This is a genomic window from Pseudomonas sp. NFR02 (assembly GCF_900119375.1).
In the GTDB taxonomy this organism is placed as follows: domain Bacteria; phylum Pseudomonadota; class Gammaproteobacteria; order Pseudomonadales; family Pseudomonadaceae; genus Aquipseudomonas; species Aquipseudomonas paracarnis.
Genome location: NZ_FPJJ01000001.1, coordinates 1,122,037 through 1,136,185, shown reverse-complemented (window position 1 = coordinate 1,136,185; position 14,149 = coordinate 1,122,037). Strand labels below are relative to the sequence as shown.

The 14,149-nt window shown below is 60.4% G+C and carries 12 protein-coding genes; 8 read left to right on the top strand and 4 right to left on the bottom strand.

The window, feature by feature from the left end:
- Nucleotides 1–70 precede the first annotated feature (70 nt).
- On the bottom strand, nucleotides 71–2,047 hold the full coding sequence (locus tag BT199_RS05335; RefSeq protein ID WP_072434071.1) for a hypothetical protein: 1,977 nt from the start codon (nucleotides 2,045–2,047) through the stop codon (nucleotides 71–73).
- Between the two features lie 248 nt (nucleotides 2,048–2,295).
- Here BT199_RS05335 and BT199_RS05330 point away from each other — a divergent pair, with 248 nt between their 5' ends.
- The 5 genes from BT199_RS05330 to BT199_RS05310 all read left to right on the top strand — a co-directional run bounded on the left by BT199_RS05330 (nucleotide 2,296) and on the right by BT199_RS05310 (nucleotide 7,470).
- Complete coding sequence (locus BT199_RS05330) at nucleotides 2,296–3,357, top strand: LacI family DNA-binding transcriptional regulator (protein WP_072434119.1); 1,062 nt, start codon at nucleotides 2,296–2,298, stop codon at nucleotides 3,355–3,357.
- Nucleotides 3,358–3,441: 84 nt separating this feature from the next.
- Nucleotides 3,442–4,224, top strand: a complete 783-nt coding sequence (locus BT199_RS05325) for a sugar phosphate isomerase/epimerase family protein (protein ID WP_072434070.1) — start codon at nucleotides 3,442–3,444, stop codon at nucleotides 4,222–4,224.
- The gene (locus BT199_RS05320; protein WP_072434069.1) at nucleotides 4,217–5,158 is read left to right on the top strand and encodes a sugar kinase; all 942 of its coding nucleotides are present in this window, start codon (nucleotides 4,217–4,219) and stop codon (nucleotides 5,156–5,158) included. The genes BT199_RS05325 and BT199_RS05320 overlap by 8 nt, the downstream gene beginning before the upstream one ends.
- 45 nt (nucleotides 5,159–5,203) lie before the next feature.
- A complete protein-coding gene (locus BT199_RS05315; RefSeq protein WP_072434068.1) occupies nucleotides 5,204–6,496 on the top strand; it encodes an MFS transporter in 1,293 nt (430 codons plus the stop codon).
- Nucleotides 6,493–7,470, top strand: a complete 978-nt coding sequence (locus BT199_RS05310; protein WP_072434067.1) for an NAD(P)-dependent oxidoreductase — start codon at nucleotides 6,493–6,495, stop codon at nucleotides 7,468–7,470. Before BT199_RS05315 ends, BT199_RS05310 begins: the two co-directional genes overlap by 4 nt.
- A gap of 651 nt (nucleotides 7,471–8,121) precedes the next feature.
- Here the strand turns inward: BT199_RS05310 and BT199_RS05300 are convergent.
- Nucleotides 8,122–9,747 (bottom strand): methyl-accepting chemotaxis protein, encoded by a 1,626-nt coding sequence (locus BT199_RS05300; protein ID WP_014718728.1) that lies wholly within the window; start codon nucleotides 9,745–9,747, stop codon nucleotides 8,122–8,124.
- Between the two features lie 233 nt (nucleotides 9,748–9,980).
- Between BT199_RS05300 and BT199_RS05295 the strand changes: the two genes are divergently transcribed.
- Nucleotides 9,981–11,411 (top strand): nucleobase:cation symporter-2 family protein, encoded by a 1,431-nt coding sequence (locus BT199_RS05295; RefSeq protein WP_003190912.1) that lies wholly within the window; start codon nucleotides 9,981–9,983, stop codon nucleotides 11,409–11,411.
- A gap of 12 nt (nucleotides 11,412–11,423) precedes the next feature.
- Complete coding sequence (locus tag BT199_RS05290) at nucleotides 11,424–11,885, top strand: LEA/WHy family protein (protein ID WP_072434065.1); 462 nt, start codon at nucleotides 11,424–11,426, stop codon at nucleotides 11,883–11,885.
- Nucleotides 11,886–11,941: 56 nt separating this feature from the next.
- Here the strand turns inward: BT199_RS05290 and BT199_RS05285 are convergent, their stop codons facing one another.
- Nucleotides 11,942–12,868, bottom strand: a complete 927-nt coding sequence (locus tag BT199_RS05285) for a carbon-nitrogen hydrolase family protein (protein ID WP_019817808.1) — start codon at nucleotides 12,866–12,868, stop codon at nucleotides 11,942–11,944.
- 91 nt (nucleotides 12,869–12,959) lie between these two features.
- On the opposite strand from BT199_RS05285, the gene BT199_RS05280 reads away from it, so the two are divergent.
- Complete coding sequence (locus BT199_RS05280; RefSeq protein WP_020301094.1) at nucleotides 12,960–13,880, top strand: LysR family transcriptional regulator; 921 nt, start codon at nucleotides 12,960–12,962, stop codon at nucleotides 13,878–13,880.
- Here the strand turns inward: BT199_RS05280 and BT199_RS05275 are convergent.
- Nucleotides 13,852–14,106 carry a hypothetical protein gene (locus BT199_RS05275; protein WP_003190904.1) on the bottom strand — a complete coding sequence of 85 codons (255 nt, stop codon included), beginning with the start codon at nucleotides 14,104–14,106 and terminating at the stop codon, nucleotides 13,852–13,854. The genes BT199_RS05280 and BT199_RS05275 overlap by 29 nt on opposite strands.
- Nucleotides 14,107–14,149: the final 43 nt, after the last annotated feature.

The window sequence follows — 14,149 nt, the reverse complement described above, 5'->3', positions numbered from 1 at the left end:
CGTTTAACCCTTTAGTATCGCTATTTCCCTACGGGATGCATTTCTGGCGTTTAACCTTGCACCGAAGTAATCACTTGGTGTTTATCAGGGTGGGCACGCCGTCACTTGAACACTGAATAATGTCGCCTGCCTGGCAGTAACCACCTGCGGGATAAGCCAGGTCAACTCTGAAGCGCCGCAGGATGGATTCACCGATTTTGCGCCCACCACGCCACACCTCATACCACGCGACAGCAGTACTCTCCTGGCGCAGCGAATACACCACTGGATCGAAAGGCGTCACTGTAAAGTCCAACCCATTCACCAAGTCCGCCGGCGTATCAAATGTCTTGTCTTGAGTAAATCGACTGTCCTCCACCACGGGGTCATCCCAGCCGTTATTGTTATAGCCATGGGTAAAAAATCGAACTTCATCGTTCAAATCAAAATCGCCATGAGCGACAACTTTCCAACGCACGCCGGCAAATATCTCTGGGGATGAGCAACAGGTGAGAAACGTACCCGTGCTACCCACCAGCGTGTGCTGAATAATCGGAGTAGGAAAGCTGAGCAGCGGCCCGGTATGAACATCGACTTCAGTATGTCGGGACTGTTGCTGGTTAATCCCATTATCGGTGGTGTAATGCACAGGCAACGAAGCGTTAATAGTGCCCTCCATCACCGCCCATGGAATAACACTGGAGAATACTAATTGGCCGGCGACTTCCCCGACTTGAACTGTCTTGGTAGCCACAGGCCCTATACCATTCCAAAAGAATCTCAATACCTGGCCTGGCTGTGGGTCGTCATAGAGAAACACCCTGGCACGGGCGCCTACATCCTTGTCGCGAAGGTCAACCAGATTGGCCTCATCTGACACCAGGCCACGTACTTCAGCCAACGGTAGATCGGGGTTTAGCAGTGCGGGCGCACCCGCATGGTCTTGCCCGGCAACCGTGAAATCCTGGCTGATACGACGCCGGTATGACGGGTAGATCGTCAGACCGCGGATGATTTCGTAACGTATCCGGATCTCTTCTGCCACCAGAACTGGGGATGGCCCCCGCATAGTGGCCCAGGGAACCGGTACCTGTGTTACGACGCCGTCGAACACCGGCACATCTGCGAGCGGCCGCTCGTCCCAAAAAGCCCGGGCGTGATCTCCGGCGGCCCAATTGATATAGGGGTCAATCAGCAGCACCACCGCGGCCCGGGCGTCGTCGCGCTTGATGATATTGTCATCGTAGGCCGGCGGCATGATAGTGGGTGCAGGCAGCGGTACATCTGGACCTGCTATCAGATCGAGTGAAAACGGTAAACCGGCACTACGCGTACTGAAATTCCCGGCCTCGTCGAACACTTGATAAAAGATATAGGCTGGGCCGTTATTCAGGCGACGAAACGCAGCCGCTGGCAACTCACAGACCAGCGGGTCTGAAACATCTACCAGTACATAGTCGCCGTCCGGCGCAGCAGCAGCTGGGTTCGGACTATTGGATAGCACCATTTCGATACGATCATTTCGCTCACGCCCCCGATAAGGCGGAATATTGAAGCGCATCGGGTCATTGCTCGCCAAATAGGCTTCATCAACACCTGTGACGGGTGGATTCACGAAGCTGAGTTGGTCATCAGGCCGGAGCAATTCCGGGGATTCCAAATCAATGGTCAACGTGACCTTTGGATCAAGCTCGCTGCGTTGTCCCTCGGAATCGATCACGCGATAAAACAGTTTCACAGTGCCTGAACGCTCTCTGAGCATGGCTAATGGCACGTGCATTGGCACAAACGCAGGCAGAGGTGGAGGTGGGGCATCGATAAACTTCAGATCAGCCTGCCTTTCAATACCGTCTCGCTCCCAGAGAAGTTGCACCCGGTGGGGTGTATCCAATGGTTCAGGCGCCGGGAGCCACATAGGTATCCTGACCAACAGAGGCGCAAGAGTCAGTGAGACCGGTACGAGACCGTTTGGGTCAAGAGGATCGACACCTGGGATGTCCATCGGGTCTAGCGCAAGTACACCGCCACTGGTCGCTTCAGGAAGGTGACTCAGTTTTGAGATGGACATGTTCTTTACTCTTTTAATTTTAATGGCGGGTTCACAGAACCGTCCTACCCCGTCAAGTTATGGAAAAGTAAACGCCAAACCGTCCTTTCTGGGTACTGTCAGATCTAACAGGTTGCGAGTGCCATTCGTCAGTTGTCTCGAGCTTGCCGCGTCTGAATGTCGAAGATTAACTTGACGGTTTCTTATACTTGGTGTTTTCTGAAACCGGTTTCAGCGTCTCTCCCAACTCCAATAAGAAAGGCTTTACCGTGACTCCTTTTTCAGCCGCCCAGCGCAGCCGCGTGACCATGCTCGACGTCGCCGAGCGCGCTGGCGTGTCCAAGGCCAGCGTCTCGCGCTTTATCGGCGATGACCGCGCCCTGCTCTCCGATGCCATTGCCCTGCGCATCGAACAGGCCATCGACGAACTCGGTTATCGCCCCAACCAGATGGCCCGCGGCCTCAAACGTGGACGCACGCGCCTGATCGGTATGCTGGTGGCCGATATCCGCAACCCCTATTCCATCGCCGTGATGCACGGCGTCGAAACCGCCTGCCGTCAGCACGGCTACAGCCTGGTGGTGTGCAACACCGACCGCGATGACGAACAGGAGCACCAGCATTTGGCGGCGCTGCGCTCGTACAACATCGAAGGGTTGATCGTGAACACCCTGGGCCATCACCTCGACCAACTGCTCGAACTGCAACGGGAAATGCCCCTGGTGCTGGTGGACCGCAAGGTCGAACCACTGCACAGCGACCTGGTCGGCCTGGATAACCCGGCGGCGGTGCGCATGGCGGTGGAACACCTGGAGCAACAGGGTTACCGCGACGTGCTGCTGGTAAGCGAGACCACCGATGGCACCAGTTCACGTTTGGAGCGTCTGGAGAGTTTCAACACCGAGATTGCCAAGCGCCCGGCGTTGAAAGGTGCCGTGGTTGAACTGGACGGTGAACTGGAAAACCGTCTGCAAGCCTTTCTCGCCAAACCCGGCCCCAAGGCATTGTTTTGCGCCAACGGCGTGGCAGCACTGGCCTGCACCCGTGCACTCAAGGCCCTGGGCTGCGAGCTGTTCGGCGACGTGGGCTTGATCGCCCTGGATGACCTGGACTGGTACCCGCTGGTAGGTAGCGGCATCACCGCCCTCGCCCAACCGACGCAAGCGATTGGCGCTAGCGCTTTTGACTGTTTGCTCAAGCGCCTGCGCGGCGATACCGCCCCCACGCGCACCCTGGATTTTTTACCGGAGCTGATTATCCGTGGCTCGACACAATCCCCTGTGGGAGCGGGCTTGCTCGCGAACGCGATAGATCAGCCACTCTTGCGCTGACTGACACACCGCCTTCGCGAGCAAGCCCGCTCCCACATTTTGTTTTGCGTATAAAAATGAAACCGGTTTCAGAGGTAAACAACAATGCATAAATACCCCGTCTCCATCAGCCTTTCCAGCTACGGCGCCGACCTGGTTCGCCAGCAGGGCCAATTGAGTTTTGTCGCGCTGCTGAGCGCCGCTGGTGCCCAGCGCATTGAATGGCGCGAAGAATTGCTCACCACCGAGCAACCGGCCGAGCTGGCCCTGGCCGCTGCAGAACAAGGCCTGGAATCAGTATTTTCCTCGCCCTTGGAGCTGTGGGTCGCCGGCCGTGCCCAGCCCAATGCCGAGCTGGCCGCCACGCTGGACCGCGCCCAGGCCTTTGGCTCGGGCTGGCTGAAGGTCTCGCTCGGTTACTTCACCGACACAAACGACCTGGAAAGCCTGCACGCCCTGCTCAACCGCCACCCGGTCAAGCTGCTGGTGGAAAACGACCAGACCCTGCACGGTGGGCGCATTGAACCGATGCAACGGTTTTTCACTGAAGTCGAACGTCTCGGCCTGCCGGTGAAAATGACCTTCGACATCGGCAACTGGCAGTGGCAAGACCAATCCGCGCTCACCGCCGCGCGGTTGCTGGGTCGGCATGTGGATTACCTGCACTGCAAGGCCGTGGCCCGCCGCGCCGATGGCAGGCTCGTCGCCTTGCCGCCGGGCGCCACCGACGTGCATCTGTGGGAACAACTGCTCAAACACATGACTCAAGGTATTACCCGCGCGGTGGAATTTCCGTTGCAGGGCGATGACCTGATCGAGGTTACCGCACAACAGGTCGCGACCCTGGCCCGCCTTGGCCAACCCCATGTGGAGAACGCCCATGTCTGAGATCGATATCCTCTCGTTTGGCGAAACCATGGCGATGTTTGTCGCCGAACAGACCGGCGACCTGGCCCAGGTCGGGCAGTTTCACAAACGCATTGCCGGCGCCGACAGCAACGTCGCTATCGGCCTGTCGCGCCTGGGGTTCAACGTGGCCTGGCTGAGCCGCGTGGGTAACGATTCCCTCGGACGTTTTGTGGTCGATACCCTGACCAAAGAGGGGCTCGATTGCCGCCATGTGGCCGTCGACCCGCTGCACCCTACCGGCTTTCAACTCAAATCCCGGGAAGAGGCCGGCGCAGATCCTCAAGTGGAGTACTTTCGCAGAGGCTCGGCGGCCAGCCACTTGTCCATCGAGGCCATCCACCCAACGCTGCTGCAAGCCCGCCATCTACACGCCACCGGCATTCCACCAGCACTGTCCGATGCCACTCGCGCACTGTCGTTCGAGCTGATGGCGCAAATGCGCAAGGCCGGGCGCAGTGTGTCGTTCGACCCGAACCTGCGCCCGTCCCTGTGGGCCAGCCAGGCGCAGATGATCCGCGAAATCAATGCGCTTGCCGCTTTGGCCGACTGGGTCCTGCCGGGCCTGGGCGAAGGTCGCCTGCTCACTGGTTTCGACGACCCGCAAGACATCGCCGCGTTCTATCTCGACCAGGGCGCCGAAGCCGTGGCGATCAAACTCGGCTCGGAGGGCGCCTATTACCGCACTCATATGGACCAGGGTTTTGTCGCCGCCGTACCGGTGGACAAGGTGGTGGATACCGTGGGTGCCGGCGATGGCTTTGCCGTGGGGATGATCAGCGCCCTGCTGGAAAACTCAAGCTTCCCCGAGGCGGTCCAGCGCGCTAACTGGATCGGCAGCCGCGCTGTGCAGAGCCGTGGCGACATGGAGGGTTTGCCGACCCGCGCCGAATTACCCACTCGATCCGTTGCGTGACCCATTACCTGTTGCCACAACTACAACAAGCTCAGGAGCAACCCCATGGAAACCGTGAAACTCGCCACCCGCCGTTGGTGGTACATCATGCCTATCGTGTTTATCACCTACAGCCTGGCCTATCTGGACCGCGCCAACTACGGCTTCGCCGCCGCCTCCGGGATGGCCGAGGACCTGATGATCACGCCGGGCATGTCCTCCCTGCTCGGCGCGCTGTTTTTCCTCGGCTACTTTTTCTTCCAGGTGCCGGGGGCGATCTATGCGCAAAAGCGCAGCGTCAAGAAACTGATCTTCGTCAGCCTGATTCTGTGGGGCGGCTTGGCGACGCTGACCGGCGTGGTGTCCAACGCCTACATGCTGATCGTCATCCGCTTCATGCTCGGGGTGGTCGAGGCGGCCGTGATGCCGGCCATGCTGGTGTACCTGTGCCACTGGTTCACCCGTGCCGAACGCTCGCGGGCCAACACTTTCCTGATCCTTGGCAACCCGGTGACCATGCTGTGGATGTCGGTGGTGTCGGGCTACCTGGTGCAGCATTTCAGCTGGCGCTGGATGTTCATCATCGAGGGCCTGCCGGCGGTGTTGTGGGCGTTTATCTGGTGGAAGCTGGCCGATGAGCGTCCCAAGGATGCCAAGTGGCTGAGCGACGCCGAAAAGCTCAGCCTGGAAACCGCCCTCGCCGCCGAGCAGGTGGGGATCAAGGCCGTGAAGAACTACGCCGAGGCGTTCCGTTCGCCCAAGGTGATCATTCTCGCCCTGCAGTTTTTTTGCTGGAGCATTGGCGTGTATGGCTTCGTACTGTGGCTGCCATCGATCCTCAAGGCCGGTTTGCAGATGGACATGGTCGAAGCCGGCTGGCTCTCGGCCCTGCCCTACCTGGCGGCGGTGATTGGCATGCTCGTGGTGTCCTGGGGTTCGGACAAGCTGCAGAAACGTAAGCGTTTTGTCTGGCCGCCGCTGTTGATTGCGTCGATTGCTTTCTACGCGTCCTACGTGCTGGGCGCCGAACACTTCTGGTGGTCCTACACCCTGCTGGTGATCGCCGGGGCCTGCATGTATGCACCCTACGGCCCGTTTTTCGCCATCGTCCCGGAAATCCTGCCGGCCAACGTCGCCGGTGGCGCCATGGCACTGATCAACAGCATGGGCGCCTTGGGCTCGTTCGGTGGCTCGTATCTGGTGGGTTACCTCAACAGCAGCACCGGCTCGCCCGGCGCTTCGTACCTGCTGATGAGCGGCGCGCTGCTGCTTTCGGTGGTGCTGACGATTTTCCTCAAGCCCGGCGCCAGTGACCGCTCGCCGGCGCCAACCCTGGAGTTGAAGGTAAAGACCTCATGAAAAAGTCCGTTGTGTTGTACAAGAAACTGTCCGCGCCGCTGATGGCCCGCCTGCATGAGCAGGCCGAGGTCACGCTGATTGATGCACTGGATGAGACCGGCCTGGCCAAACTGCGCGATGCACTGCCCACTGCCCATGGCCTGTTGGGTGCAAGCCTGCGCCTGGACGCCCGATTGCTCGACCTGGCACCCAAGCTGGAAGCAGTAGCCAGCGTCTCGGTGGGCGTCGACAACTACGATATCGATTACCTGACCCAACGCGGCATCCTGCTCAGCAACACCCCGGATGTGCTCACCGAAACCACCGCCGACACCGGCTTTGCGCTGATCCTGGCGACCGCCCGGCGCGTGGTGGAACTGGCCGACATGGTACGCGCCGGGCAATGGAACAAAAACATCGGCCCGGCGCATTTTGGCAGTGATGTACATGGCAAGACCCTGGGCATCATCGGCATGGGCCGCATCGGCGAAGCCCTGGCCCAGCGCGGGCATTTTGGCTTCGGCATGCCGGTGATCTACCACAGCCATTCGCCCAAGCCGGCGGTTGAAGCGCGCTTTGGCGCGCAGTACCGAAGCCTCAAGGACTTGCTCAAAGAAGCGGATTTTGTCTGCCTGACGTTGCCGTTGACCGCTGAGACCGAGAAGTTGATTGGCGCCGAGGAGTTTGCGCTGATGGGGCCAGAGACGATCTTTATCAATATCTCCCGAGGCAAGGTGGTGGATGAGGCAGCACTGGTGCAAGCATTGCAGCAACGCACTATCCGCGCGGCGGGGTTGGACGTGTTTGAGAAGGAGCCGCTGGATCACGCATCGCCGTTGTTGCGGTTGAACAATGTGGTGGCTACGCCGCATATCGGCTCGGCCACCCATGAGACGCGGGAGGCGATGGCCAAGTGTGCGGTGGATAATCTGTTGGCGGCACTGGCTGGCGAAAAGCCGGTAAACCTGGTGAATCCAGGGGCATGGCGGCACTGACACAACACAAGAGCAAAGGTGGAAGCTGGCTTGCCTGCGATAGCCATAGGTATCTACACAACTCTGAAGCGATCGACGGTAACCACGATGCTAAGCGAGCCGCTCTTGATCTTGATCTGGCTTTTGATCTGAAGCGCCCCGTCAAACTATGCTGGCCGAACGCAGGCTTGAGGTCGTGGGCAACCCGGCAGGACGCCGGGTTAGCCGCCCCGCGCCATGGATGGCGCGTGGCGGCGGCCCACGACTTCAAGCCTGCGTTCGGGCACACCGAGCCTAGGCGAGGTGCCGAGTGGTGGGGCGAAGGCCTTTTGGTTACTTTTGGGCCTTTCCAAAAGTGACCCGCTGTAAGAGCGGAACCATAGGTGGCCGTTACCGCAGGAACGGATATGTACGCGGTCAGATCCAACATCCTGGTCGGCTGTAAGGCCGCCATCGCAGGCAAGCCAGCTCCCACATTTGGATTGCGGCGCGTCAGTTAGATCAGCGTCGGCTGTCAGTCCGTCACGGGGGCAAGCGCCCTCGCCACAGGTCAGCACCGGCCCAAGTTGTGTAGATCCCTATGCTGCGATAGCGGTAAGCCAACCCATGATGTGCTGACTGTAAGATTGCTATCGCAGGCAAGCCAGCTCCCACAGGGTTTTGTGGCGGCTGTTAGACGACGAACCTGGCCACCATCCCATTCAAATCCACCGCCAACCTCGACAGCTCATGGCTGGCCGCGCTGGTCTGGTTGGCGCCCGCCGCCGACTGGGTGGCCAAGTCACGGATGTTGACCAGGTTGCGGTCCACCTCGCGGGAGACCTGGGCCTGTTCTTCCGACGCGCTGGCAATCACCAGGTTGCGTTCGTTGATCAGGCTGATAGACGCCGTGATCTGCTCCAGTGAGGCGCCGGCTGCGCGTGCCATTTCCAGGGTGGTCTGGCTGCGCTGGTTGCTCTGTTGCATGGACTGCACCGCCTCACCGGTACCGTTCTGGATGCCGGCGACCATTTTCTCGATTTCCTGGGTCGACTGCGCGGTGCGATGGGCCAGGGCGCGCACTTCATCGGCGACCACCGCAAAGCCACGTCCGGCCTCGCCGGCACGGGCGGCTTCAATCGCCGCGTTGAGCGCCAGCAGGTTGGTTTGCTCGGCAATCGCACGGATCACATCCAGCACCTTGCCGATATCCCGGCCCTGAGCGGCCAGGCCTTCAATCATCGCGGAGGTATTCTGTACGTCCTGGGTCATGGTCTGGATCGCGCCGACGGTTTCCATTACCCGATCACGGCCTTCCCGCGCGGCCTGGTTGGACTGCCCGGACGCCTCGGAGGTGGAAACCGCGTTACGCGCCACCTCCTCCACTGCCGCCGTCATCTCATTGACGGCCGTGGCGGCCTGGTCAATTTCATTGTTCTGCTGTTGCAGGCCACGGGAGGCTTCCTCGGTGACCGCGCTCAACTCTTCCGCCGCCGAAGCGAGCTGCGTGGCCGAACCGGCGATGTGCTGGATGGTCTGGCGCAGGCTGGCTTGCATGGTCGACAGCGCACTGAGCAACCGTGCCGGTTCGTCCTTGCCATCGTCCTCGATGGTTTTGCTCAGGTTGCCGGCGGCAATGGTTTCAGCCACTTCCACAGCCTTGCGCAACGGGGTCACGATACTGCGGGTCAGCAACCAGGCCAGCAGAACGGTGAGCAATGCCGCCACCACGGAGACTGCCACCACACCGGTGATCGCGCCTTCGTAGCTTTGCCCGGCATCCTCGTCGGCCTGCTTGGCGTCGGCCGCATTGATGGCAATCAGCTTGTTCAGTTGCTCGCCCATCTGGTCAGTGCCGTCCTTGATACGGCTGTTGATCAGGGCGCGCATCTCATCGACCTTGCCCTGTTTAGACAATGCCACCATCTCGGCCTGGGCCTTGAGGTAATTGTCCAGGGTCACGCCAAAGGTCTTGTACAGCGCTGCCTCCTCCGGGCCGGCAGGCAGCGTGGCGTATTTGGCCTGGGCGGTCTTGACCTTGTCAGCCAACACACCGATGCGGGTCTCGGCTTCCTGCAAGGCGGCAGGCTCGCGGTTGACCAGCACACGAAACGACAGAATGCGCATGCGCAGCACGTTTTCGGTGATGGTGCCCAGGTGGGTCATGCTGGGCAGTTGGTTGGCGCTCATGTCCTGGGAGGATTGGCGCATTTGCGTCATGCGGTTGACCGCAAACACGCCCAGCAGCACCACCAGAACCGCAATGAAGGCAAAACCGATAAACGCGCGAGGGGCAATATTCAGGTGACGGAGGGACATAGGGCTGCTCTCAGAAGTAGTGTTTGCGAGCGTCCTTGCCGCGAAACGATCCGTCAGCGTCAACGCGCTGCCCAGACCTTGGTCACCACTGTTGTCGTTGTAGTGTGGGCCTATGCTTGATATCGGCTGGGCCACGGCTTTAGCGCAGGGTTTTTATAAATATTTTTTTACACTTCAGGCGCCTGGCACTTTCTGGCATCCTGCGCCTCCATTTTCTGACCCGAGCCATCATTTTGTCTGACGCTCAAGCCCCCCGCCCGCGCTATAAATCCGACCTCATGTACGGCCTCGAAGACCGCCCGCACTTCACCGCCGCGATTTTTGCCGCGTTGCAGCATGTGTTGGCGAGTTTTGTCGGCATCATCACGCCCACCCTGATCGTCGGCGGCGTACTCGGGCTGGAAAGCGAAGTGCCGTACCTGGTGAGCATGGCGCTGTTTGTCTCGGGGCTCGGCACCTTTGTGCAGGCGCGCACCTTCGGGCCGGTGGGTTCGGGGCTGTTGTGCCTGCAAGGCACCAGTTTTTCTTTTATCAGTGTGATTTTGAGCGCCGGGTTTATGGTCAAGGCCCGGGGCGGCGGCACCGATGAGATCCTCTCGACGATCTTTGGCATCTGCTTTTTCGCGGCGTTTATCGAAGTGGTGCTCAGCCAATTCATCGGCAAACTGCGCAAACTGATCACCCCGGTGGTCACCGGCACCATCATTACCTTGATGGGCTTGTCACTGATCAAGGTGGCCGTCACCGACATGGCTGGCGGCTATGGTGCCAGCGATCTGGGCGCGGCGGGCAACATGGGCCTGGCGGCGTTGGTGCTGCTGACCATCGTGGTACTCAACCGCTTCAACAACCCGTTCCTGCGCCTGGGTTCGATCGTGATCGGTTTGACCCTGGGCTTTGTAGTAGCGTGGCTGCTGGGCCGCGTCGACATGGCCGCCCTGCCCCAAGTACCGCTGATCAGCGTGCCCGTGCCGTTCAAATATGGTTTCTCGTTCGACTGGGTGGCGTTTATCCCGGTGGCGGTGATCTTCCTGATTTCGCCCCTGGAAGCCGCCGGTGACCTGACCGCCAACTCGATGATTTCCCAGCAACCGGTCAAGGGCCCGCTGTACATCAAGCGCATCAAGTCCGGCCTGCTGGCCGACGGCCTCAACTCGGCGATGGCCGCCACGTTCAACAGCCTGCCGATGGTGACCTTTGCCCAGAACAACGGCGTGATCCAATTGACCGGCGTGGCCAGCCGCTACGTGGCGTACTTCATTGCTGGCCTGCTGGTGCTGCTGGGGCTGTTTCCGATGATCGGCGCGGTACTGCAACTGATGCCCAAGCCCGTATTGGGTGGCGCGACTCTGATCATGTTCGGCACCGTGGCCGTGGCCGGCATCAAGATCCTCGCTGAAGCGGGCCTGCATCGACGTAATGTGCTGATCGTGGCGATTTCCCTAGGCATGGGCCTGGGCGTCGCCGCCGTGCCGGAAGTGCTGCGCGAGCTGCCCAAGGCGCTGCACAACATCTTCGAATCGCCGATCACCGTGGGCGCATTCTGTGCAATCCTGCTGAACATTTTCCTGCCCGAAGAGTTCATAGAGCTGGAAGAAGATGAATTCGAGCCGGAGTCCTCTACCCTCAAGGTCATGCAGGACCCGGACGTTACCCCAAAGTAGGAGCATTTCTTTATGCGCAAGCTCATGGTTGTATCGCTGTTGCTGCTGACCTTGAGCGCCTGCGCACTGTTCCCCAACCGCGACCCGGTGAACATCAATGTGGTGGGCATCGAGCCGCTGCAAAGCCAGGACCTGGAAGTGCGCTTTACCGTGAAGCTGCGGGTGCAAAACCCCAATGAAGCGGCAATCGACTACAACGGCGTGGCGCTGGATCTGGAGGTCAATGGCCGGCCACTCGCTTCTGGCGTCAGCGATCAGGCTGGGAGCATCCCACGCTTTTCCGAAACCGTACTGATGGTGCCGGTCAGCGTTTCGGCGTTTTCGGTGTTGCGCCAGACCCTGGGCCTTAGCCAGACCCAAAGCCTGAACAACCTGCCCTACGTGCTGCGCGGCAAATTGGCGGGTGGCCTGTTTGGCACCATGCGTTTTGTGGAGCGTGGCACCCTGGACTTACCGAACACTGCCACCTGGTAAGTGGCTGAAAACCACATGTGGGAGCTGACTTGCCTGCTCCCACAGGTTGATTGCGTTCAGTCAGTGATATAGCGAACGCCTGGCTTGGCGCGCTCGTCGACCACCAATTCAAAAATATCCGGCCTGGCGTAATGCCCCACTACGTCGTAGTCGTAGCGGGCCCGCACCAACTGATCAGTATCGATCTGCGCCGTCAACAACCCCGCTTCGCCCACCAACGGCCCCGCCAGAATATCGCCCATGGGTCCAACGATCACGCTGCCGCCGGCAATCAACGGACGGTCCACCGGCCAGTTGGCAACCTCCACACCCAAGGCTTCAGGCGATGCCTGCACCTGGCAGGCGCTGACCACAAAGCAACGCCCTTCATGGGCAATATGGCGCATGCTCACCTGCCACATGTCGCGCTCGTCCACGGTGGGTGCACACCACACCTGGACGCCCTTGGCGTACATCGCGGTGCGCAGCAACGGCATCATGTTTTCCCAGCACACCGCGCCGCCGATACGCCCAACCGCGGTGTCAATCACCGGCAGGGTCGAGCCGTCGCCCTTGCCCCAGATCAGCCGCTCGGTGCCGGTCGGCATCAGCTTGCGATGCTTGGCCACCAGGCCGCCCGAGGGTTCGAAATACAGCACGCTGCAATACAGCGTACTGCCACTGCGTTCAATCACGCCCAGCACCAGGCTGGCACCGGTACGCGCCGACATCCCGGCCAGCGCCTCGGTTTCTGGCCCCGGCACGTCAATGGCATTGGCAAAATACCGTGCAAAGGCTTCCCGGCCCTCGGGCAGGCGATAACCCAATTGCGTGCCAAAGCTTTCGCCCTTGGGATAGCCGCCCAGCAACGCCTCGGGCATGACCACCAAGTGCGCGCCACTGCGCTGGATTTGATCCTCATAGGCCAGGATCTGCGCCAGGGTGTCAGCCTTGCCGCCAGGCAAGGCGCCGATTTGCAGGGCTGCGACAGTCGATACGGGCATCAGGCTTACTCCGATAGATAGGGGTTGCCCATTCTCTGGCCAGACTCGATCATGAATAAAGCCCACCTCAGTGCTAAATGATATGAGCCAAATGAATATCGCCCAGGTTGACCTCAACCTGCTCAAAACCTTCGAAGCCCTGCACGACGAGTCCAGTGCCAGCCGTGCGGCGCTGCGACTGGGTGTGACGCAGTCGGCGATCAGCGCGGGCCTACGGCGCTTGCGTGAGCTGTACGGCGACCCTTTGTTCGTGCGCACCGGACGCGGCCTGGCGCCCACATTGCGAGCCAATCAGTTGAAACCGGTGATCAGTGAGGCATTGGATCGCTGCCGCCAGAGCCTGGCGATGATCAGCCCGCAAAACTCGCACTACGAGGGCCGCTCGGTGGTGCTGGGGCTGTCGGATGACTTCGAGATTGCTTATGGCCGAAGCCTGATGGAGGCCATCGCACTGCGCCTGCCCAAACTACGGGTGATCTTTCGCCAGACCTACAGCCAGATCGTCGCCGCCGCCCTGCTCGACCGCACGCTGGACCTGGCCATTACCGCCGGCGGTTTTACCGAGCGCAGGCTGAGCCGACAGGTGCTGGGGGAAGGTGACTATCGTTGCCTGGTAGACCCCCATAGCCTGGCGCCGGGCCAGGAGGCTATCGACCTGCAGGGGTTTGTCACACGGGAACATGTATTGGTGTCGTCAGGCGGGTTTATCGGCATTACCGATGAAGGTTTGGCCGCCCACGGGCTGCGCCGCCACGTGTGCGCGTCCACCAGCCACTTTGCCGCGCTGCCGTATCTGCTCCAAGGCAGCACCGCCGTGGCAACCATTCCCGGGCATGCAGCCCACGCCATTGCGCAAATGACCGGCCTGCGCGTGCTGCCCTGCCCGCTGGCGCTACCGCATTACCCGGTGGAGTTGGGCTGGCGCACCCAGGCTCAGTTGGACCCGCTGTTGCTCAAGGTGCGCGAAGCGATTGTGGCGTGCTTTACTTCGCCGCCGCCATCAGCTTGTTGACTTCACTGCGCACCATGTTGGAAAACTCCGGCGGCGACATGCCGTCGAGTTCGGCACGCACCCATTCGGCCCACTTGCCCTTGCGCTTGGCGCGCTCACCGAACAAGCGCGCGGCTTCGCCCTTGGCCTTGCCCAGGTTGGTTTGCCACAGGTCGTAGAGGCGCGACTTTTCATCTTCCAGCTCGGCGCGTTCGGCGAGGGTCTTGTTGGCGAGATTGAAGCTCATGTTGAATTACCTGCTGCACAAATAGGTGACATCTTACACTGTA